The following is a 25,012-nucleotide window of genomic DNA, read 5'->3' as shown; positions in this document are numbered from 1 at the left end:
ATGAAACATCTATATTTATATATTATATTAATCTTTTCAATTTGTAGTTGCAACATTGAAAACAAAACTAATAAATCTATTTTACCAAAACTGATTGGAAAAAACATTATTTTCCCTTCTAATATTCAATTTGTCAATCACAAATCTCAAAAGAAAGAAACATTGAATTTAAAAAAGAAATTTAAATTAGTAACCTATATTGATTCCATTGGATGTATCGCTTGTAAATTAAAAATGCATCTTTGGAAAGATTTAATAAATGAATTCAGTAATGTTTCTCAAAATAACATCTCGTTTGTTTTTATTATAAATTCTAACAACTACAAAGAAATAAATTACATTTTAGAAGAAAGTGAATTTGATTACCCTGTTTGCTTTGACAAAAATGACTTATTCAACAAGGCGAATAATTTTCCAAAAGACATTGAATTACAGACTTTTTTACTTGACCAAGATAACAATATAGTTATTGTTGGCAATCCGATATTTAGCATTTCAGTAAAAGAGTTATATTTGAAACAAATAATAAGCCCTGAGTGTTTATCAAACAACTATAATAATAAAAAAACCACTATCAATGAAATTGATTTAGGAAAACTCAACATATCAAAGAAAAAAACAATCACACTAAATATACATAATAATGAGAACAACCCTATTGTTATATCTGAAATAAATACTACTTGCAAATGCACCAAATACACATACGATAAGAAACCCATAAATAAAGGTGATAGTACAAAAGTAAAAATACTAATAGAGCCTTATAGTAGAGGATTTTTCCATGAATTAGTTACAATAAAATGCAGTAACAACAAGACTATAAAATACACACTGAAAGGGAATGTTTATTAATCCTAATAAAGGCATATAATAATCTAAAAAAATAATCAATAACATGAATACTCTAATACCATTTTATATAACCTTCAGTCTATTCTTTCTTTTTCTTGCAGCAATTAAGTGAACACACAATAGAATTTTCATCGATAACCCAAGAGATTGAATCTGAAGAAATCTTTTCAGACTCCTTTTGGAGATCCCCTAGCAAATTAATCTGGTTAATAACTTTTTTATTATATGAAGAAGCAGAAGCATATACGCAATCTAATCAATAAAGCGGTTGACATCGTCTTTTGGTCATGTATGGTCACTGTTTTATGGTTTACGCTACAAGTGTTCTTGTTCTCTTCTTTCAAAATACCCAGCGATTCCATGGAGCCGGAATTGACAATCGGTGACAATATATTGGTTTTAAAACCAACAATAGGACCACGTGTATTCAACCTATTTGCTTCCATGCGAAACGAACAAACAGAGATTTATCGTATTCCAGGGATCAAAAAGATTCAACGAAATGATATTCTCGTATTTAACTTCCCACATCCAAACAGTTGGAATAAAATCGAAATGCATATTCTCAAATATTACATCAAGCGATGTGTAGGATTACCGAGTGATACTTTGTCCATCCAAAACGGCTTTTTTCATGTGAAAGGCATAGAAACGTCTCTCGGTAATATGGAATCACAAAATAAAATCGCAACAACTGAACAGTTTGAGGATGGTATATTTCATAGTTTTCCATTCGACAGTATCATTAGCTGGAATATCAAAGATTTTGGACCGTTATATATTCCCGGAAAAGGAGATTCCATCACGTTGAATCAAACAAACTGCCGGTTATATAGGAAACTGATCGAATGGGAACAACAAGGAAGCCTTCAATATAAGGACTCGACAATTTTTCTGAACGGGACTCCAATCAACGGTTACCGCTTTCAGAAAAACTACTATTTTATGGCAGGCGATAACGGCATGAACTCGCAGGATTCGCGCTATTGGGGATTACTGCCTGAAGAATATATCGTTGGAAAAGCCTGGATCATCTGGAAATCAGTTGACCCGTATACAGATAAGTTTCGCTGGAACCGCTTTTTAAAAGTCATTCATTAAAACCAAAAATCATGAAAAATTTATTTACAACAAGTATAAAGATCTTAGTAGCCATCTTATTAATGGCTTGTAGTTCACAGTACGATAAAAAACTGGAACAGGCTCTTGAGCGTGCGAAAGAAAACCGGCAGGAGCTTGAAAAAGTACTCGACCATTATAAAAAGGATTCGACAAAGCTAGCTGCCGCCCGTTTCCTGATCGAAAATATGCCTTATCATTTCACACGGGAACAATATTATACTTCCTCCGGAAAAGAAAAATATAGACCGGATATTACAGCTTTCGATGGGTTTCAAGCTGTGAAAAAGCATTGCGACTCTTTAGCCGGCAAAGGATATAGAATTGAAACACATAATAAATACGACATATCGGCAATTGACAGCCGCTTTCTTATAAACAATATAGAACTGGCTTTCAACGTCTGGAAAAAACCCTGGGCAAAAGATATTTCATTTACGGACTTCTGCAGATATATCCTTCCTTATCGGGCACAATATGAAGAAGTCTCGAATCTGAGGAAAGAATTGATGGACCGTTTCCTTCCCCTACTGGACTCTGCGAATGTAAAAACGCCATTGGATGCTTGTATCGTACTGCGTAATAAGATAGAAAAAATAGTTAGATATCAAGATACCGGGCTCGACTTATATCCGACTATCGACGAAACATATCGTTCGGGAATCGGCACTTGTGATGGCTTATGCAATTTCATAGCATATGTTATGCGATCTGTCGGTATTCCCGTTACCATAGATCAGACAACCTGGGTAAAAATGGATCGGGGACATTGCTGGTGTGCCGTGCTGGATAACGGACACTTTCATAGTTTTGGAGAAAATCTGGCACCGGGTACTCATGCCCGATCATTTTCTGAAACACGTAGTCTTAGACCTGCCAAAGTCTATCGCCAGCGGTTTGATCCGTTTTTAACTGCTGATTACGGAAAAAACGACGATGGCTATGCAGTTTATTTTAAAAGTCCGTTAATACAGGATGTTACAACTGAATATCTGGATAAGCCTACCACTATAAAAGTCGCTATCGACATAGATCTAAAAGAGAATAAACACAGTAACCAGGTTTATTTATGCAATTTCAACTATAATAAATGGACTGACATAGCTCTTGGTTACAGAAAAGATTCGATCTGCTATTTTAACGATGTCGTTGGAGATAATATATTCATGATAGCAGACGCTCCGAACAAAAACTCCCTACGGTTTATAACAGCCCCATTTTATGTCAGCACAGAGGGAGAAATACATAAATTCATCCCCGAGGTGCAAAAGAAGAGGTCTTATACGATACACAAACGTCCGGCAGGTTATAAGGAACTGCATACATTATCTTACTGGGATACGCAAAGCAAAAGTTTTATCTCTCTAAAATATATATCGGAGACCGACACGACATTGACATATAACAATATCCCGGAAAATGCTTTATTATGGCTATATATACCGATACATATGTATAACCAGCGGGCATTTTTTCTGGAAAATGACAGCATGAGGATATATTAATTATGATTAAGATAAGTTACTCATTACTCGCCATCAGCGGAATTTTTCTGCTGTGCACCGTTTTTGCCACCAACACAGGACTGGCTAACGGGCTGGTTACAGGGAAAGTTCTTTGGTTTCATCTGGCGATGTTGCTGCTGGCAGCATGCAGTCTGGTGGCGGCTGTTCTGATGAAACCGGCAAAGCCGTTTGACTTTTCGGTCGCAGACGGATTGGTGCTGGTTTTGGCGGCTATCGTTGCACTTACTTATAACCGGCAGCTGGATCCCGAACCGGAGAAAATGTTGTTTGGCGGGCAATTAGTCGTATTGTGGTTTCTGCTACGGTTCCTATTGACTGGATGGCCGCAGTTACAGTTATTTTTCCTGGCGGTGGTTGTTGCGACCGGAGGGATTGAAGCCGTATCGGGGATGCGACAGTTACATGGATTCGAGGGATCTAACCATTCCTTGTTCAAGCTGACCGGGGATTTTTATAATCCGGGGCCTTATTCGGGGTATCTCGCAATCGTATTGCCGGTTTACCTGTGGATGATCCTACGGCAAACAAAAATTTATCTGCATTACCTAGGATGGATCGGTTTGCTGGCAATCATTGTCGTGCTTCCTGCCGGGATGAGCCGGACGGCATGGATAGCGGCTGCCGTTTCATGCGGATGGGTGTATTGGGTGCAACGGATCGGATGGGAAAAGACTAAAAGATACATTAATGGAAACCGGACCTTAACTATCGTATCTTCTATTTTGATCCTGATCTCCATAGCCGGTGCATTGGCGGGTATTTATCTGCTAAAGAAAGATTCTGCCAATGGCCGGCTACTTTTATGGAAAGTGACGGGACAAGCGATCAGGGAACAACCCTGGACAGGAACCGGGACGGGTGGTTTTCCGGCTGCTTATGCAGAAGCACAGGCGGAGTATTTCACTTCGGGAAAGGCTTCGGAGACAGAGATGCTGGTTGCCGGATGTCCGGAATACGGATTTAATGAATTCTTACAAATTGGTTTGGAGCAGGGGCTGGTGGGTTTAATGGTTTTTGTATTGTTGTTAAGCTATTCCTTGTTCCGGGGGGTGAAAAACAGACAGGCAGGAGCGGCCGGAGGGATATTGGCGCTGATGGTGTTCAGCCTGGCATCGTACCCGTTGCAGTTGCCGGAGTTCTGGGTGGTGTTGGTGGTGTTGATGGGGGTGGCTAATAGTAATACTCCGGTTGACGCTGATATTTCGGTTGACGCTGACACACCCCCTACCCCCTCTCGAGAGGGGAGAAAGATACTTTCTGTCACTATGATAGGGGTGCTGGCTATATGTTGCGGGTGGATTTTCCGGCAGCAGAAAGGGTATTATGAAGGATATAAAAAATGGAATACGTTGAAGATGTTGTATAATAGTAAGGCTTATGAGGCGGCAGGTGAAGGATATGAGGAACTGGTGCCGTTGATGGGACATAAACCGGAGTTGCTGTTCGAGGCAGCACAGTGCCTGAGCAAATCGGAACGGTTTGAAGAAGCGAACCGATTGTTGGAACGGGCAATGAAGTTAAGCGGTGATCCGATGATACGTTACATAGCGGCGAAAAATGAGCAGTCGATGGGAAACTATCAAAAAGCGGAAAATTTATTGCTGCATGCGATCGATATGTTACCGGAACGGATCTATCCGTATTACCTGCTTACCAAACTTTACTCAGAACCTACTTTCTTTCAGGAAGATAAGTTTATCAAAGCGGCTGACGCCGTACTGAAAAAAGAACCGAAAGTAGAGAGCACGGCTATCCGGGAAATGAGAACAGATGTTAAAAATATGCTCAACAACATACGATCAGATCGTAATTAATTTATTTATATGCTATTTACGATAACATCGTAATAATATTTTTGTATATTTGGAAATTAAAATTTGAATCATAGCTTATATGAATATGAAATACTACAATTTGCTGGCAATACTGCTCCTCTCCGGGATGATAGCCTGTTCCGGTGACAAAAAAGACAGCAGTGAAGGAGAAGAAACTGTTGAAACGGTTTTACCGGACGAAACCAACGAGGTGACCGTGATGACACTAAAGGCTACCGACTTCAACCATGAACTGGTGAGTAACGGCAAATTGTCGGCACGCCGCCATGTCGACCTGCGGTTTCAGTCGGCCGAACCGATCGCTACGATTCATGTAAAGAACGGCGACCGGGTAAGCAAAGGACAAAAGCTGGCTGAATTGTCGACCTTCCGGCTGAAAAACAAAACGGCCACTTCCAAAGATGCCCTGGAACGGGCGAAACTGGAACTGCAAGACGTGCTGATCGGCCAGGGATATGCGCTGGCAGACTCGGCCAAAGTTCCTCCCGCCACCATGCAGCTTGTCCGGGTAAAGAGCGGTTACGACCAGGCGCTTATCCAATACCAGTTGGCAGAATATGAAGAACGGAATGCCGTACTGACGGCTCCTTTCGACGGTATCGTTGCCAATCTGTTTGCCAAACAATATAATACAGCTTCTACCTCCGATATATTCTGCACGGTCATCGATCCGGGCAGCCTGGAAGCAGCGTTCACTGTTCTGGAGAGCGAACTGCCTCTGATCAAGAACGGCGACCGGGTGGAGGTCACTCCTTTTGCCCTGAACGACACAAAAGCCGAAGGACGCATCACCGAAATAAACCCGCTGGTCGATGAAAACGGCATGGTGCAGGTGAAAGCGGCGGTAACGGACAAAGGGAAGTTATTCGAGGGAATGAACGTCCGTGTCAGCATCCACCGTTCGCTGGGCAAACAACTGGTCGTACCGAAAAGTGCCGTCGTTCTCCGGTCCGGAAAGCAAGTGGTGTTCAAACTCGACAGCACCCGAACCAAGGCTAGCTGGGTATATGTACATACCGGCCTGGAAAATGCAGACAGCTACACGATTACAAGTTCGGAAGGGGACGGCTTGAAAGAGGATGATTTCGTCATTACCAGCGGTAATATCAATCTGGCACACGAGGCACCGGTAACGATAATTGAAAATTAAAACTTTGTTATGGTCAAATTCCTACTACAACGTCCTATCGCGGTACTGATGGCCTTTACAGCCTGTTTTATCGTGGGGTTGGTGACTTACTTTACCATCCCGGTATCGTTGTTGCCCGATATTGCGATACCGGAGATCACCATACAGGTGTCCGGACAGAATACGTCGGCCCGCGAACTGGAGAATACGGTAGTCAAACCGATCCGGCAACAGCTGATGCAGGTGGCTGCCCTGCGCGATATACACAGTGAGACACGCGACGGTGCCGGCATCATCCGACTGAGTTTCGACTTCGGGACTAATACGGACCTAGCATTCATCGAGGTGAACGAAAAGATAGATGCTGCCATGAACTACCTGCCGCGCGAAATAGAACGTCCGCGGGTGATCAAGGCGAGCGCAACGGACATACCGGTCTTTTGCCTGAATCTGACGCTGAAAACAGGTGACAGCGAGGCTGCTTTCCTGGACCTTTGCCAGTTTGCCGAATCGGTTATCAAACGGCGTATCGAGCAGTTGCCGGAAGTGGCGATGGTGGATATCACGGGGATGATGAAACGGCAGTTGCAGATCGTGCCGGACATGAAAACACTGGAAATGGCCGGTATCACGCTGGATGACCTGGAATCGGCCCTGAATTCGAACAATATCGAGCCGGGAAGCATGACCGTACGGGACGGATATTACGAATACAACATCAAATTCTCAACTTTACTGCGCACACCGGAAGATGTGCAAAATATCTATCTCCATAAAAATGACCGTATCTTCCAGCTGAAAGATCTGGCGAAGGTGGCGGTGGTACCGGAAAAGGAGACAGGCGCCTCACTTTCAAACGGGAAACGGGCGGTTACGCTGGCTGTGATCAAGCAGGCGGACGAGAATATGGATAACATGAAGGAAGCGTTGCAGGAAGTTACTGCGTATTTCGCAACGGTTTATCCGGATATAGAGTTCAGTGTCAGCCGGAACCAGACGGAGTTGCTGGATTATACGATTTCAAACCTGAAACAGAACCTGTCGCTCGGCTTTATATTTATATGTATAGTGGCTATCCTGTTTTTGGGGGATATCAAGAGTCCGGCAGTGATCGGCCTGAGTATGGTGGTCAGTCTGATTATCAGCTTCCTTTTCTTCTATATGTTCAAGATGTCGCTGAACATCATTTCCCTTTCCGGACTGATCCTGGCATTGGGTATGATGATCGACAGTTCGATCATTGTGACGGAGAATATTATGCAGTACCGCACGAAAGGGTATACGCTGGAAGAGGCTTGCAACATGGGGACCAGCGAAGTGATCACCCCGATGCTGAGTTCCACTCTGACGACAATCGCCGTATTTGTGCCGCTGGTATTCATGAGCGGTATCGCAGGGGCTATATTCTACGACCAGGCTTTCGCGGTGACAGTCGGGCTGATGGTCTCCTATTTCACGGGTATCATGCTGCTCCCGGTACTCTACAAGCTGGTTTACAGCATTCCCGATATCAAACATACGGGATTCAACCTCCGGATCAACAACCTGATCAAAGAGCATACGCTGGACCGCTTCTACGATGCTGGAGTCAATTTCGTGTTCCGTCATAAAAAGTCGAATATCATATTTATCTTCGTTACATTGCCGTTATGCGCCCTGCTGTTTTATGAAGTACCTAAAAGCAGGATGCCTGAAATCGACCAGAACGAACTGATCGCCCATATCGAGTGGAACGAAAACATCCATATCGACGAAAACCGGGAACGGGTGGACAAACTGTTTGCCCAGATCGCAGGCGATGTACAGGAATATACCTCCTATGTCGGTCAACAACAATTCCTGTTGAACCGCGACCGGGAACTGTCTTCTTCGGAAGCCGAATTATATTTCAAGACAGAAAAATCATCAGCCATCTCTCCCTTGCAGGTAAAGATCACGCAATGGTTGGATACTAATTATCCGCAGGCTGTATTCTCCTTCTCTCCGCCGATCACGGTGTTCGAAAAGTTGTTCGTGACGGGAGAAGCTGACGTGGTCGCAGAATTTTATGCCCGCAACAAAGCGGAAGCCCCGGAGGCCCAGACATTGCACAAATTGGAATCGCAGATGAGAGCGTCTACCGGTATTGCACCGGTGGGAGTCGCCTTCGATAACCAACTGAATATATCGGTCGACAGGCAGAAGTTACTGCTTTATAATGTAAATTACAATGAAGTATACCGCCTGCTGAAAACTGCTTTCAAAGAAAATGAAGTGGCGACCCTCCGCTCCTACCAGCAATATCTGCCAATTGCCCTGGCCGGCGACGGCAAGACGGTAAACGAAGTCTTACAGCAGACGCTAGTCCGGACGCAGGCCGACAAAGAGGGAAAAAGCCAGTACATCCCGTTGCAGTCACTGGTTAAGGTAACGCAAGGGGAAGACCTGAAGACGGTTACGGCCGGTAAGAACGGCGAATATATCCCGTTCAGTTTCTATGATGTCAAGAAGGCGGAACCGTTGATGGAAGAGGTGAAGAAATTAGGCGAACAGAACTGGGAGATCGATTTCTCCGGTAGTTTCTTCTCCAACAAACAGATGTTGAATGAGTTGGTGGTGATCCTGCTGATCTCCATCCTGCTGATGTATTTCATCCTGGCAGCCCAGTTCGAGAGCTTCCTGCAACCGCTGATCGTACTGATCGAGATACCGATCGACGTGGCTGCATCACTGCTGGTACTCTGGATTTGCGGACATACGATAAACCTGATGAGTGCCATCGGTATCGTGGTGACCTGCGGTATCATTATAAACGACTCCATCCTGAAACTGGATGCGATCAATGAATTACGTAAGGAAGGTGTTCCGTTGATGGAAGCGATCCACGAAGCCGGCCGCCGCCGTCTGCGCCCGATCATCATGACTTCGCTGACCACCATCTTCGGTATGGTCCCGTTGCTGTTCTCATTCGACATGGGTAGCGAGTTACAAAAACCCCTTTCCATCGCCATGATCTCAGCCATGCTGATCGGTACAGCCGTCAGCCTGTTCATCATTCCGTTGGTATACTGGTTCATTTACCGTAAGCACGACCCGAATGCAGTGATTCCTCAAAAACAAACTGAAGTTTAACGAATTATATATAATGCCGTTATGAAGATATGTAAGATACTATTATCATTCCTGTTATTCACCTCAGTCTATCTGAACGCCCAGCCGCTTACATTGTCGCTGGAGCGAACAATCACGTTGGCGGCGGATAGTTCGCTGGAGGCATTCAGGACAAAGAATATGTTTTTGGCCGGATACTGGCAATACAGGACATTCAAGGCGGGACGATTGCCAAGCCTGACGCTGAACCTGACTCCGGCACAGTATTATCGCGATATCACACGACGATATGATTCCGAGAATGATATCGATGTTTACAGAAAACAGCAATCTTATTATGCAGAGGGCGGCCTCGCCATCAAACAGAATTTCGACTTGTTGGGAGGTACTTTCTACCTGGATTCGGATTTAGGGTATATGCGTAATTTCGGAGATAATGCTTATAACCAGTTTACGACCGTGCCGATCCGAATCGGTTATAACCAAAGTCTGTTAGGATATAACCCCTTCCGGTGGGAACGGAAAATCGAGCCACTCAAATATGAGAAGGCGAAAAAGGAATTACTGTACAATATTGAAAATATCAGTGAACAGGCTACCTCCTACTTCTTTGCCCTGGCCATGGCACAGGCGGAATATGATCTGGCTAAAGAAAATGTAGCGTCAACCGATACCTTATACCAGACAGGACAGGAGCGACATAAGATTGCATCGATCAACAAAGCAGAGCTACTGACATTGAAACTGGATGCCGTCAACGCACGAAATACATTACAAAACGCGGAAATATCTCTGAAAAGAGCGATGTTCAGTCTCGCTTCTTTCCTCAACTTCGACAAAAACACGGAAATACGACTAAACCTGCCGGGACGTCCGAAAGATATGCATATTTCTGTTGACGAAGCTTTGACACTTGCCCGCGAAAACAACCCGAAGTTCCTTGACACCAAACAACAGGTACTTGAAGCCGAACAGCAAGTGGATAAGACAAAAAAAGAGGCCATGTTCAATGCCTCCATCAACGCCAGCATAGGATTCAACCAGGTTGCGACCAAACTGAGTGACGCATATCGCGACCCGCTGCAACAAGATATGGTATCCGTTTCCGTATCTATCCCTCTCGTCGACTGGGGCGTACGGAAAGGAAAACATAACATTGCCAAGAATAATCTGAACGTGACACAGATTTCCGCCCGCCAGGAGGAACTGACGGTAGAGGAAGACGTGATCATGACTGTCGGTGACTTCAATATCCAGCAAAACCTGATCTCAAGCGCAGAAGAGGCGCTCGACCTGGCTGTTATGGCTTACAGTGAGACAAAGCAACGGTTTATGATCGGGAAGGCGGACATCAACAGCCTGACCTTATCGCTGAACCGCCAGCAGGAAGCACAGCGCAACTATATCTCCGCCCTGCAAAATTACTGGCTGAGTTATTTTAAAATACGGAAACTGACACTGCATGATTTTGAAACCGGCATATCACTGGCACGGGAATTTGATTTTACGCACGGACTATAAGTAACAGATTCAATGAGCACATCTCCCAAGATATCATCCTTTACGATCATCGTCACCTTCCTTTGTGTGGCGCTGACAGGACTGGCTTTCATCCCTCTCCTGCCGATCAAGCTGTCTCCCTCACGCACATTGCCCCGGCTGACCGTCAGCTATAATATGCCCGGCAACTCGGCACGTGTAATCGAGATGGAGGTCACTTCGCGGCTGGAATCGATGCTGGCACGTATCAAGGGCATCAAGGAGATCAACTCCACTTCCGGAAACGGTTGGGGATATGTGACACTGGAACTGGACAAACACACCAATATCGATGCCGCCCGTTTTGAAGCCTCCACGATCGTACGCCAGACATGGCCCAGCCTACCCGACGGATTAAGCTATCCGATACTGGAGATGAGCCGCCCGGACGACAAGGAATCCGGTCCGTTCATGACCTATACGCTGAATGCGGCAGCTACTCCGATCTTTATCCAACGGTTTGCGGAGGACCAGATCAAACCGCGCCTCGCCGGTATCCCGGGTATTTACCGGATCGATGTACGCGGGGCCACACCGATGGAATGGCGACTGGAGTATGACAGCCGGCAACTCGTGTCGCTCGGCATTACCACCAATGACATACAGAATGCGATCGCTCAATACTATAACAAAGAATTCCTGGGAACCGGCAATGTCAATACAAACGAACAGGAGGAATGGATTCGCCTCGCCCTGATACCGGAAGATGTACGGGAGGGTTTCGAGGCTTCCCACATAACCGTCACCAGTAAAGAAGGGAAACTGATACGCCTGGACCAGTTGCTGAAAGTCACCCGCCAGGAAGAGGCTCCCCAAAGCTATTACCGTATCAACGGACTGAACTCGATCTATCTCTCCATCCGTGCGGAAGAGACAGCCAACCAGCTGGAACTCGCCAAGCAGGTGAAAGAAGAGATGGAGCATATCCGCCAGTTATTACCGCAGGGATATGAGGTGCATACCAGTTATGACGCGACCGAGTTTATCCAGAATGAACTGGATAAAATATATGTACGTACGGGACTTACGATCCTGATTCTTTTATTGTTCGTCCTGCTGATCACCCGGAATGTGCGCTATCTGTTCCTGATCGTGGTCAGCCTGAGTGTGAATCTTTGTATTGCCGTCATTTTCTTCTATCTGGCAGGACTTGAAATGCAGCTTTACTCACTGGCCGGTGTCACTATCTCGTTAAGCCTGGTGATAGATAACACGATCGTAATGACCGACCATATACGTAACCGCCACAACCGGAAGGCTTTCCTTTCCATCCTGACGGCTACATTGACGACTATCGGTGCACTTGTCATCATTTTCTTCCTCGATGAAAAGATTCGGTTGAACCTACAGGATTTTGCGGCCGTAGTGATCATCAACCTGGCAGTATCACTGGCAATTGCCTTGTTCTTCGTTCCCGCTATGATCGAAAAGTTAGGATTAGGACAAAAGAAACATGCCAAGAAAAAGGTCCGTTCATTAATTGGGGCTAAAAGCAGCCGGTTCGTCCGGTTCCGGAAATGGGGCAACAGGGTAATCAAACGGTTCCCGGTCTATTTCAACAGATATTACCATGCACAGATCAGCTTCCTTTGCCGATGGAAAAAGACCGCATGTTTCCTGTTGCTACTGGCTTTCGGATTGCCGGTCTTCCTGCTCCCTGAAAAAATAGAAATGGATGACAAGGACAAGGTATATACGGCTACAGACTCGCTGCTCATTGAAAAATACAACAAGATTGTCTCAAGCGAGACCTATAAGGAGAAAGTCAAGCCGATAATGGACAAAGCATTGGGAGGAACCTTGCGCCTGTTCGTGCAAAAAGTGTATGAAGGCAGTTATTTTACCCGCAACGACGAAACGGTCCTGTCGGTCACCGCCTCACTTCCCAACGGGACTACACTGGAACAGATGAATCAGTTGATGGGACGCATGGAGGCTTACCTCAGCACATTCAAGGACATACGCCAGTTCCAGACGAACATTTACAGTGCGCGGCAGGCGGGCATACGTATTTATTTCACCAAAGCGGCAGAGCGAAGCGGGTTCCCTTATACGCTGAAAAGCAAGATTATCAGCAAGGCGCTGGAACTGGGCGGCGGTAGCTGGGGTGTGTACGGGCTCCAGGACCAGGGCTTCAGCAACGACGTACGGGAAGGAGCTGGTTCGTTCCGTATTGAAATGTTCGGCTATAACTATGACGAATTATATGAATGGGCGGAACAGCTAAAAGCAAGACTGCTTACTTACCGCCGTATCAAGGAAGTACTGATCAACTCCGAATTCTCCTGGTGGAAAGACGATTATCAGGAATTCTATTTCAATCTGGACAAGGCACGAATGGCACAGGAAAATATCCTGCCGATCGAACTGTTCGCCTCCATCAACCCGGTGTTCGGGAAAGATATCTACAGCGGTACAATCGTTGTCGACAATGAAACGGAAAAGCTGAAACTAAGTTCGCGCCAGTCAAAAGATTATGATGTCTGGAGCATGCAATACGTCCCCCAGAGCATTAAGGGCAAACCTTATAAACTGTCGGAGCTGGCCACCGTCGAAAAAGGGCAGATGCCGCAGAAAGTAGCCAAGGTGAACCAGCAATACCGCCTGTGCCTTCAATATGAATATATTGGCGCATCCAATCAGGGGAGCAAGATACAAGAACGTGAACTGAAAGAATTCAACGCGTCGTTACCAATGGGATACACTGCCAAATCGGATAGTAATTACTGGAGTTGGAACACCAAAGACAATAAACAGTATCTGTTATTACTGCTGATCATTGCCATTATTTTCTTTACGACCAGTATTCTGTTCAATTCGCTGAAACAACCGTTGGCTGTTATCTTCGTCATCCCTATCTCCTATATTGGGGTGTTCCTGACATTCTACTGGTTCAAGCTGAATTTCGACCAGGGAGGGTTTGCGTCGTTTGTCCTGCTATGCGGTATCACGGTAAATGCAAGTATCTATATATTAAACGAATATAACCAACTTCGCGAAGCCAGGCCCAAAATGCCTGCCTGGCGCCTTTACCTGAAAGCATGGAATGCCAAGATCACACCGATCTTCCTGACCGTGATCTCTACCATACTCGGATTTATTCCGTTCATGTTAGGTCCCGATAAAGAAGCCTTCTGGTTTCCGCTGGCAGCCGGGACCATCGGCGGATTGACCATGTCGATCCTCGGTATCTTCATATACCTGCCTATTTTTACTTTGAAGAAATAATCACCTTATTAATACTTAACCGCCAATAACTGTTTTTCTTTCCTAATTTTGTGATATTCTTGGACGATTTGTTAATTATCCAAACCCTTCTTACGTCTTAAATGTTTTATGCAGGAGCAGAAAAGTTGCAGAAGTTGAAAGTCCGATATCACCCTAAAAATAATTTAAAGATGAAAGTTTTATTTAAGTATCTACGACTATTATCCCTCTCTACGAGCGGAGCGTTACTTTTGTGCATTGTATTTGCTGCAAACCCCGAAATTGCTGAAGGAACCATCACAGGTAAAGTATTCTGGTTTCATTTCTCTATTTTATTACTTGCATTCAGTGTATTGTTTATGGAAGCCACAGTGAAAAAAAGCAATTTTACCTTCTCATTACCCGACGGACTTTTATTACTTTTTGCCGGTCTGGCCTTGCTAAATTACAACTATGAGCTGAACCCGGAACCGGAAAGACTTCTTTTCGTCGGACAAATTACGACCTTATGGTTTATGCTGCGAGCCACGTTGCAAGCCCACCCGGAACTCAGGCTTTTCTTCCTGTCCATTATTATATGTACAGGTATCTTCGAAGCGGCCTGGGGAATGGGGCAACTGTACGGGGGAGCATCGACAAACCATCCGCTACTCAAAGGTGACGGACTTATTTTCAGCCCCGGCCCCTTCTCCGGTTATCTGGCAATCGTACTCCCCGTATGCCTGAACCTGGCTTTACGGTTTCGCGATTGCGACAAACTGGCCTGGTGGGAAACAAGGACGATGCTATTCTACCTGTCGGCATTCACGCTCATACTCATCCTGATAGGACTTCCCGGCGGGAAAAGCCATTCGGCGTGGCTGGCAGCCGGAATCTCATGCTGCTGGGTCTTCTATCTCCGGAAATCAGGGTGGCAGTTATTGAAGAAAAGGGTTATAAAGCATAATAAGACAGTGATCGTCAGCTGCATTGTCTTATTTATCGTTATTTCCGGATTGCCGACATTGGGCAGTGTTTTCAATACCGAGAAATCTGCCAACAGGATGCTGATGTGGAACGTAACGACCCAGGCCATACTGAACAAGCCTGTCACCGGCACTGGTCTGGGAGGTTTCCCCGTCTCATTCGCCCAGACACAGGCCGACTACCTCGCATCGACGAAGGCCTCCGATACGGAACGGATGGCTGCGACTTGCCCCCCTTTCGCCTTCAACGATTATTTGCAGATAGGACTCGAATTCGGTATCGCCGGACTGCTTCTCTTTGCGTTATGGATCGCCTTCTGCCTCTATTACGGGCTGAAAAACAAACAGGTCGGGGCTACGGGAGGTATCCTTTCGTTACTTTTCTTCTCCATGTATTCCTATCCGCTGCAACTACCGTCATTCTGGGTTCTGCTTATTTTCTTCTCTGCAATGTGTGTCACCCGGGCGGAAAAACAACAGAAACCGTCTGTGAAAAGTTTTCCTTACATCGGGACATTCGCTGCCTTAGTCGCCTGTATCCTGTTTTTCGGACAACGAAGTTATTACGAACCGTACAAAGAATGGAAAACTTTGCGGATCCTGGTAGAAAAGGAGGAACAGAAGGTTGCCGCACAAGGATATATGAGCTTGTACCCGCGCCTCTCCCACCGGACCGAGTTCCTGCTGGAAGGCGCCCGGTGCCTGCAACAATCCGGACAGTATTCGAATGCCATCATCTGGAGTCGTCGGGCCATCCGGTTAAGTGCTGATCCCGAATTCTACTATATCCTTGCCCAAAGCCACCAGCAACTCGGACTTTATAAGCTGGCTGAGAAATATTTACTGCAATGCCTGCATATTCTTCCGGAACAGATAGATACTTATTATCTGCTAACCAAATTATATGCGGAAACAAACTACTACCACCCGGACAAGCTCAGGCTAGCCGCCCATTCCGTGTTGACCAAACAGCCGGACACCTGCTTCAAGCCCGCCAGGCAGATGAAAGAAGAAGTCTATCAACTTCTTTTACAACAAATGGCAAACAGTAAATAGAACAATCCCTTTGTTTTTATTGCACATTTAAATTATATCCCCTATCTTTGCCGAAATTTTGGAAGGAAGAGTTTCATGACGAATAAGATACATACTTGTAATCCGATGTTTATTTCCGGTTCAACACCGGATATCGAAGCTCATTTCTTTAATTTACGGGATAATAATTTCTTTATATAAGATGCGTTGGTTATTTTTACTAACGCATTTTTTTTGTGTCCCGCAAGTGGCGATTAAATAAGATATAACATTCTATAATATATTAATAAACAAAACAACCCAATTACTATGTCGAAGATTGGAATCAAAAAGGTGATTGTTCTGGGCTCGGGTGCCCTGAAGATCGGACAGGCCGGAGAGTTTGACTATTCCGGTTCACAAGCATTGAAGGCACTGAAAGAAGAAGGTATCAGTACCGTTTTGCTGAATCCGAACATTGCAACTATCCAAACATCGGAAGGGGTAGCAGACAAGGTGTATTTCCTGCCTATCACTCCGTATTTTGTTGAAGAAGTAATCAAAAAAGAACAACCGGACGGAATCCTGCTGGCTTTTGGTGGCCAGACTGCCCTGAACTGCGGTACTCAGTTATACACCAGCGGCACACTTGCCAAATATGGCGTAAAGGTACTGGGAACTTCTGTTGAAGCTATCATGTACACAGAAGACCGCGACCTGTTTGTAAAGAAACTGAATGAAATCGACGTAAAAACTCCGATCAGCCAGGCTGTTGAAACGATGGAAGATGCAGTGAAAGCTGCTTACAAGATCGGTTTCCCGGTAATGATCCGTTCTGCCTATGCACTGGGCGGTATGGGTAGCGGTATCTGCAAGGATGAAGCAGAACTGCGCACACTGGCAGAAAGCGCTTTCGCTTATTCTTCACAGATCCTGGTGGAAGAATCGCTGAAAGGCTGGAAAGAAATTGAATTCGAAGTAATCCGCGATAAAAACGATCATTGCTTCACGGTTGTAAGCATGGAAAACGTCGACCCGCTGGGTGTACATACCGGTGAAAGTATTGTGGTTGCCCCTACTTGCTCACTGACCGACAAGGAGCTGGATCTGCTGAAAGAACTGTCTACCAAGACGATCCGCCACCTGGGTATCGTAGGTGAATGTAACATCCAGTACGCATTCAATTCAGATACTTGCGACTACCGTGTGATCGAAGTGAATGCTCGTCTGAGCCGTTCTTCCGCCCTGGCATCTAAAGCAAGCGGTTATCCTCTGGCTTTCGTTGCCGCTAAACTTGCATTGGGTTACAGCCTCGATCAAATCGGCGAAATGGGTACTCCGAACTCGGCATACAAAGCTCCGGAAGTTGATTATATGATCGTGAAGATCCCGCGTTGGGACTTGACTAAGTTCGTTGGCGTAAGCCGCCTGATCGGTTCAAGCATGAAATCTGTAGGTGAAATCATGTCGATCGGTAAGAGCTTCGAAGAGATCATGCAGAAAGGTCTGCGTATGATCGGACAGGGCATGCACGGTTTCGTAGGAAACAACGACCTGGAATTCGACAACCTGGACGACGCCTTGGCAAACCCGACCGACCTGCGTATCTTCGCCGTAGCAAAAGCGCTGGAAGAAGGGTATACCGTAGAACGTATCCACGAACTGTCAAAGATCACTCCGTGGTTCCTGAACGGTTTGAAAAATATCGTAGATTATGCGAAAGTATTGTCTCAATACAATAAGATCGAAGATCTGCCCGAAGATGTACTGAAAGAAGCGAAACGTTTAGGTTTCTCTGACTTCCAGATCGCCCGTTACGTTGAAAATCCGGAAGGAAACATGGAAAAAGAAAACATCCGTGTACGTAACCTGCGTAAGAAACTGGGCGTTCTGCCGAGCGTAAAACGTATCAACACAATCGCTTCCGAACATCCGGAACTGACGAACTACCTGTACATGACATACGATGGCAGCGAACATGATATTCCTTACTACAAGAACGACAAGAGCGTGGTTATCCTGGGTTCAGGTGCTTATCGCATCGGTTCTTCCGTAGAATTCGACTGGTGTTCGGTCAATGCAGCCCAGACAGCCCGCAAGTTGGGTTATAAGTCGATCATGATCAACTATAACCCGGAAACGGTTTCTACCGACTACGATATGTGTGACCGTCTGTATTTCGACGAACTTTCTTTCGAACGTGTACTCGATGTAATGGACCTGGAAATGCCGAAGGGGGTAATCGTATCCGTGGGAGGTCAGATTCCGAACAACCTGGCAATGAAACTGTATCGCCAGAATGTTCCGGTGCTGGGTACTTCTCCGCTGTCGATCGACCGCGCTGAGAACCGTCACAAATTCTCCGCGATGCTGGATACACTGGGCATCGACCAGCCGCGTTGGGCAGAGCTGACCAGTATGGAAGAGATCGACGGATTTATCGAAAAGGTAGGATTCCCGATCCTGATCCGTCCGTCATATGTACTTTCAGGAGCTGCGATGAACGTTTGCCACAACAAGGAACAGATGATCGAATTCCTGGATCTGGCCGCCAAGGTATCCAAAGAATATCCGGTTGTCGTATCCGAATTCCTGCAAGGAGCGAAAGAAGTTGAATTCGACGCTGTAGCCATGAACGGCGAAGTGGTTGAATATGCAATCTCCGAACATATCGAGTTTGCCGGTGTTCACTCAGGTGACGCTACACTGGTATTCCCGGCCCAGAAAATCTATTTCGAAACAGCACGCCGCATCAAGAAGGTGAGCAAAATGATCGCCAAAGAGCTGAACATCAGCGGTCCGTTCAATATCCAGTTCCTGGCTAAGAACAACGACGTGAAGGTAATCGAATGTAACCTGCGTGCATCACGTAGCTTCCCGTTCGTATCCAAAGTGCTGAAACGCAACTTCATCGAAACGGCTACACGCATCATGCTGGATGCTCCTTATACCAAACCGGACAAGAGCGCTTTCGATATCGACTGGATCGGTGTAAAAGCATCTCAGTTCTCATTCGCCCGTCTGCATAAAGCCGACCCGGTACTGGGTGTGGATATGAGCTCGACCGGTGAAGTAGGTTGTATCGGCGACGACTTCAACGAAGCATTGCTGTCTGCCATGATCGCTGTTGGCAACAACATTCCTAAAAAGAATATCCTGGTTTCTTCGGGAGCAGCCAAGAGCAAAGTAGATTTGCTGGAACCCTGCCGCCTGCTGAGCACAAAGGGATACAAGATCTATGGTACTGCCGGAACCGCCAAGTTCCTGAATGAGAACGGAATCGAAGCGACTGCCGTATGCTGGCCGGATGAACAGGGCGACCTGAATATCATGGATATGTTCAGCAACCACGTATTCGAATTGGTTGTAAACATCCCGAAAGATCATAGCAAACGCGAGCTGACCAACGGTTACAAGATCCGTCGTGCTGCGATCGATCATAACATTCCATTGATCACCAACGCTCGTCTGGCTAGCGCATTTATCGAAGCATTCTGCACGATGGATGTAAAAGATATCCAAATCAAAGACTGGCAAGATTACAAATAAGCAAATATTTTTATTATATTTGTGACCATAATACGTAGAGACAGGGTATTACCTTGTCTCTACCTGTTTAATTTTAAATCATGCCCATGCACAGACTACCGTTATTATTCCTGACATTCATGGTGACATTCCTGGTCGCGCATGCATCGGTAGTCGTCCCTAATTTATTCGTAAAAAACTTCTCAGTAGATGATTATAAAGCCAGTTGTCAAAACTGGGGACTGTCGGTAGCCTCCGACGGCGTGCTCTATGTAGCCAATAATTCCGGACTGCTCACATTTGACGGAAACACATGGAAGCATTATGAGACACCCGATAAATCGGTTATAAACGGCGTTACATTCCTCAACGACACGATCTATACCATCAGCGAAGGTTCTTTCGGAGGATGGACCCTCGACCATTTAGGAGTTATGCGTTACCATAAACTCTCCACGATACCGGCAGAAGTCAAGTTTAAAGAACCGCCCGCTTCTATCCCGTTCATCCTGCCCGACGAGATACTGCATGCACAACCCTCTGTCTTTACAACTATAAACGACCTGTATTTTATCGGCACCACCAACAACGGATTATATATAACAAGCCCGGAAGGGACTATCCTGCGCCACCTGTCAACCCACGACCAGTCATTACCCGACAATATCGTGCGCGCCATCTGCATCCAGGATGCGCAACAGATATGGCTGGCTTTCGACAATGGCATCTCACAGATCACTTTCGACCCTTCGATCATTTTGCTGGGGAAACGAAGCCAGATAGGAAAACTGAAAAATGCTACGCTCTTCAACGACACATTATATATCCAGACAAATATCGGATATTTCAAAAGGACATTAGACGCCGGAGATCATTTTGAACCGGTCGATATAAAGAAAGAGACATTCCACCTCCTGCCACAGAACAGTGTGTACGACTCGCTCCGTGTCAGCAATGTATTCTACGACACCGAATCATTGGGAGAGTTTGCCCATGCAGAACAGATCTATCCTATCGGTGACAACACCTATTGGCTTTGTGCCAAAAACGAAGCCGGCCTGTTCCATAACGATAACGGGAAAGGGACACTGAAATGCCGTATTCTGCTCAATAACTACAATATGAATATGGTGAGCAGAGACCGGAGGATATATCCTTTGAATGACACGCTTCACCTGATCTCAGCCATGCAGGGAGCCTTGCTGGTCAATATACGCGACCTGATAGAGGGAAGCCTCGGCCCTGCCACGCCCCTGCAAATATCCGAAATAAAATATATCGACAAACATGGCGTACACAACCTGCCGGTCAATTCGGAAAAGATCACCCTCCCCCATAATTTCCAGGAACTTTCCGTCTATGTAGGAAGCACGATCTTTACCCCGAACCATCAGATCAGTTATATGATAGAAGGTGTTTCTTCAAACTGGTCGCCCTGGCAAAAAGGCGGGGAGATCTCTTTCCTGCAACTTCCGGAAGGCAAATATGTACTCAAGATCCGCAAATATGTAGTAAAAGGGCCGTACCTTGAAATCGCCATTCCGATCACCGTCCGCCCGGCCTGGTACAACACGATATGGGCGTGGCTGATCTATATCATCGCGATTGCCGTAATAGGCAAATACACACTCAGCTACCATCTGAAAAACCTGCAACGGGAAGAAAAGAGCAAGCTGGATGCAAAAAGGCAGGCGGAAGAACAGAAAATCCAGCAGATGAAAAGCCGGATGCTGGAAGCCGAACTGCAAAACAAGAATAACGAACTGACCCTGCAAACCTCCGCCCTGGTAAAAAGGAACCAGGCGGTACAGAAACTACTTGACGAACTGGAACAACAGAAAGAGACATTGGGCGACCGGTATCCGAACAAACTGTATACCCGGATGAAAAACCTGATGGAAGAATCGTTGAACGACCAGGCGGACTGGTTGTTGTTTGAGACGCATTTCAACAGCGCCCATCAGAATTTCATTGACCGGTTACGCCAACAATACTCCGACATTACCACCGGCGACTTACGTATCTGTTGCCTACTCCGCATGAATCTTTCCACCAAAGAAATCGCATCACTGTTAAACGTATCAGTCCGTGCGATAGAATTACGACGGTATCGGTTAAGAAAGCGCCTGTCACTCGACAGCGACACGAATCTCATTGATTTCCTCATGAATTTCTAAAAAGTATTTTCTAGAATCAGTATTTCACCAAACCTCTATTATACAATTAATTACACATTGATGTAGTAGGTATGAGAAAGGCTTGATGTAGTATTTCCTCTCACACAAAACATTTGCGCAAGTAGTGTAGTAGTACTTTTTAAGCATCATGTTTCTAAATGTGTTTCCTTTGCCAGTGCAATTGAATCTTAATTTCTATAGACATGATGAAGCACGATTTGGAAGAACAACTGGAAGAGTTGGAAAGGCAGGGTATCAGTCGCCGCCATTTCCTCAAAATATTAACAGCAGCAGGAGTTATAACTGCTGTGGGTACACAAAAAGCTCATGCATTCTCTAGCAATGCAAAAGGAAAAATCCTGATAATCGGTGGAGGGGCTGCCGGAATTAGTATGGCTGCACGTTTGATGCACTGGTTGGATAGTCCGGACATTACATTGATAGACCCCAGCGACCGACAGTTCTACCAACCCGGCTTTACATTGATCGCCTCCGGTGTTTATAAACCGGACGACGTATGGAAGAAGCAGGAAGATTGCATTCCCGATGGCGTAAAATGGATTAAAGATTCTGTTGCCGCCGTTGACCCGGTCATGAACTTGGTAACAACGAACAACAATGGAAAAGTCGCTTATGACTTTTTGGTCCTGACACCAGGCATACAGATTAACTGGGAAAAGGTGGAAGGGATTACACACGATACATTAGGAGCAGGAAATGCTCACTGTATATATGATTACGAAGGTGCACAAAAAACCTGGAAAGCGCTTCAGGAATTCGCAAAGACAGGCGGACGTGGTATCTACACAGATACATACACAAAGCACAAATGTGGCGGGGCACCGAAAAAGATTTGTTTGCTGACAGAAGATTACAGCCGCAAACAAGGCACACGGGACAATTTGAAACTGGATTACTTCACAGCAGCGAAAGAGCTGTACGATATTCCGTTTTACACGCCCCGCTTGCTGGAGATTTACAAGGAACGTAATATTCCCATCAATCTCAATGTTCGCGTGAAAGGTGTCGATACGGCAGCCAAACAGGTACATTTTGAAAAGGTTGAAACAGTCGGAGAAGAGAAAGTATATACTCCATTCGTGGAAGATTACGATTTCCTTCATTTCACTCCGCCTATGTCGGCTCCCGATTTCGTTCGCGAGGCCGGTCTGGGATGGACGGAAGGCAAGCTGGCTGCCGATGCCTGGGTGATGGTTGATAAAGCGACACTGGTTCACAAAACTTATCCGAACATCGTCTCCCTGGGAGATGTTGCCGGGATACCGACCAGTAAAACATCTGCGGCAGTACGCATGCAGGTACCGATCGCTGCCAAAAACCTGATCTCGTTGATGGAAGGCAAAGAACCTGTTGAGAAATACAACGGATATGCTGCCTGCCCGATCGTAACAGACTATGGACACGTACTATTGTGCGAGTTCGATTATGATAAAAAGCCGGTTCACTCGTTCCCGTTCAGCATGCTGGACACATCCAAAGAACAATGGGCGGCCTGGTTACTAAAAGTTTACATGTTGAAACCGATGTATTTCTACGGAATGCTGAACGGTTACGCATAACGGACCAAAATAACAACTCCCTATAATTCAAATGCCAAACTACAGAAAATCCCCGGCCTCAATCTCTGAGCCGGGGATTTTGTTTTATTATCCCCTACCCTCCCTCCGACTAAAAGGAAGGCTACCACTTATTAAGTCGAAACTCCTTACTCACTAGAACGAAAGTCCTTACCCACTACTATCAGGGTGTACAGGGTAGTGGATTACCCTGTACACCTTGGCTAGTTATCCTGTACACCATAATCAACTACGGTGTACACCCTGAAAACACTGAGTCGTAACCTTTGAATTAGTTAGTCCATAGGTTAGTCTTAATAATTAGTAGGATTACTCCATCTTCCGATAATACCGGGGCGTATAACCTGGCAATAACTCCGGATGGAATACCCATACAAGGTCTTTCAGGAGATAATCGGGATGTATCGGAAATTCCTCATAATAGGGTACTATTCCCGTATTACAGGTATAAATCCGGCGGTTCTTAAAGGCTTCAAAGTTTTCATAGGGCGTATACTCGGTACGAAGGTCCTTGTAGGTCATGTCGTTTGCCTGATTATATTTGATCAGCCACATATCGGCATGGATCGCCTTGTCGAGTACGGTTTCAAAAGCCAAAGGGGTACTGCCCGCTCCGGGAAGGTCTTTGAAGATATAATCGGCTCCGGCATCGTTGTAGAGATGGGCGACATAGCTATCACCTGCCGGCATATACCAGGAAGAACCGAATTTCTTTTCAGAAATGACGGTCGGACGGTCAGTGACTGTCTTCGCCAGCTCTTTCAGTTCCAGATATCGGTCTTCCGTTTCCCGGAAGATTGAATCCGCCATCGCTTCCTTACCGAATAACAAGCCATAGAAACGTATCCATTCGGTCCGTCCCAATGGCAACGACTCCATGTAATCGGCGGCCTCAATGATAGGAATACCCAGTTTCTCGGCAGGTCCGTATCCTGCATTCTGAAAAGGAGAAGCTATAATGATCTCTGCCTCTATATCTATAATCTTTTCAATATTCGGCGCTGTCGCCTCTCCCAGATCGGCAATCTTTCCGGCACGCAAACCCTCTTGAATGGAAGGCGTATCCATATACCGGGGTTCACATACGCCGATCACCTTATCCGCTTCATTCAACTGATCGATAATAGCGGCATGCACGGAGGTATAGACAACTATATTATGGATAGGTGTTCGCACCACTGTTCCTTTCGGCAGATTACCCGGTACCGACTGCTCACGGTCTACCAAAAGATACCGCTGCAGGATACGGGTACTGTCCCAAGGGTCACGAACTTCGACGGAAGTGTAGTCGTCGAAATATTGGATCGTAAAACCTTGGGCGTAATGAATAGTGTCGGAAGAGAGGGATTGACGGTCAGATGAACTTTGCTTCACATTACAACCGAATGTGAGGCAAAGCATCAAACCTATTAAAACTTTATAAAGTTTCA

At 45.7% G+C, this 25,012-nt stretch carries 13 protein-coding genes; 12 read left to right on the top strand and 1 reads right to left on the bottom strand.

Annotated features, from left to right (window positions below; translation table 11 throughout):
- From DWW91_RS13435 to DWW91_RS13380, 12 genes are all read left to right on the top strand, one after another.
- Nucleotides 1–855 (top strand): DUF1573 domain-containing protein, encoded by an 855-nt coding sequence (locus DWW91_RS13435; protein ID WP_010801530.1) that lies wholly within the window; start codon nt 1–3, stop codon nt 853–855.
- A 225-nt stretch (nt 856–1,080) separates the two neighbouring features.
- Nucleotides 1,081–1,956 carry a signal peptidase I gene (gene lepB, locus DWW91_RS13430; RefSeq protein ID WP_010801529.1) on the top strand — a complete coding sequence of 292 codons (876 nt, stop codon included), beginning with the start codon at nt 1,081–1,083 and terminating at the stop codon, nt 1,954–1,956.
- An 11-nt stretch (nt 1,957–1,967) separates the two neighbouring features.
- On the top strand, nt 1,968–3,479 hold the full coding sequence (locus DWW91_RS13425) for a transglutaminase domain-containing protein (RefSeq protein WP_010801528.1): 1,512 nt from the start codon (nt 1,968–1,970) through the stop codon (nt 3,477–3,479).
- 2 nt (nt 3,480–3,481) lie between these two features.
- Nucleotides 3,482–5,314: an O-antigen ligase family protein gene (locus DWW91_RS13420; protein WP_122328018.1), complete on the top strand. Its 1,833-nt coding sequence runs from the start codon at nt 3,482–3,484 to the stop codon at nt 5,312–5,314.
- A gap of 85 nt (nt 5,315–5,399) precedes the next feature.
- On the top strand, nt 5,400–6,485 hold the full coding sequence (locus tag DWW91_RS13415) for an efflux RND transporter periplasmic adaptor subunit (protein ID WP_044215204.1): 1,086 nt from the start codon (nt 5,400–5,402) through the stop codon (nt 6,483–6,485).
- A 9-nt stretch (nt 6,486–6,494) separates the two neighbouring features.
- On the top strand, nt 6,495–9,575 hold the full coding sequence (locus tag DWW91_RS13410; RefSeq protein WP_122328017.1) for an efflux RND transporter permease subunit: 3,081 nt from the start codon (nt 6,495–6,497) through the stop codon (nt 9,573–9,575).
- 21 nt (nt 9,576–9,596) lie between these two features.
- Nucleotides 9,597–11,075 carry a TolC family protein gene (locus DWW91_RS13405; RefSeq protein ID WP_007655624.1) on the top strand — a complete coding sequence of 493 codons (1,479 nt, stop codon included), beginning with the start codon at nt 9,597–9,599 and terminating at the stop codon, nt 11,073–11,075.
- A 12-nt stretch (nt 11,076–11,087) separates the two neighbouring features.
- The gene (locus DWW91_RS13400; RefSeq protein WP_010801524.1) at nt 11,088–14,321 is read left to right on the top strand and encodes an efflux RND transporter permease subunit; all 3,234 of its coding nucleotides are present in this window, start codon (nt 11,088–11,090) and stop codon (nt 14,319–14,321) included.
- A gap of 170 nt (nt 14,322–14,491) precedes the next feature.
- Nucleotides 14,492–16,321, top strand: coding sequence for an O-antigen ligase family protein (locus DWW91_RS13395; protein ID WP_122328016.1), 1,830 nt, complete (start codon nt 14,492–14,494; stop codon nt 16,319–16,321).
- 288 nt (nt 16,322–16,609) lie between these two features.
- A complete protein-coding gene (carB, locus tag DWW91_RS13390) occupies nt 16,610–19,828 on the top strand; it encodes a carbamoyl-phosphate synthase (glutamine-hydrolyzing) large subunit (RefSeq protein WP_007655627.1) in 3,219 nt (1,072 codons plus the stop codon).
- A gap of 86 nt (nt 19,829–19,914) precedes the next feature.
- Complete coding sequence (locus DWW91_RS13385) at nt 19,915–21,984, top strand: transcriptional regulator (RefSeq protein WP_122328015.1); 2,070 nt, start codon at nt 19,915–19,917, stop codon at nt 21,982–21,984.
- 203 nt (nt 21,985–22,187) lie between these two features.
- A complete protein-coding gene (locus tag DWW91_RS13380) occupies nt 22,188–23,564 on the top strand; it encodes an NAD(P)/FAD-dependent oxidoreductase (protein ID WP_122328014.1) in 1,377 nt (458 codons plus the stop codon).
- 327 nt (nt 23,565–23,891) lie between these two features.
- Here DWW91_RS13380 and DWW91_RS13375 read toward each other — a convergent pair whose 3' ends face one another.
- The gene (locus DWW91_RS13375) at nt 23,892–24,983 is read right to left on the bottom strand and encodes an ABC transporter substrate-binding protein (protein ID WP_370449581.1); all 1,092 of its coding nucleotides are present in this window, start codon (nt 24,981–24,983) and stop codon (nt 23,892–23,894) included.
- Nucleotides 24,984–25,012 lie beyond the last annotated feature (29 nt).

Origin of the sequence: Parabacteroides sp. AF17-3 (genome assembly GCF_003635445.1) — a bacterium.
Taxonomy (GTDB): domain Bacteria; phylum Bacteroidota; class Bacteroidia; order Bacteroidales; family Tannerellaceae; genus Parabacteroides; species Parabacteroides goldsteinii.
Note: the sequence above shows the minus strand (reverse complement) of the source record. Positions and strands in the feature narration are given on the sequence as shown.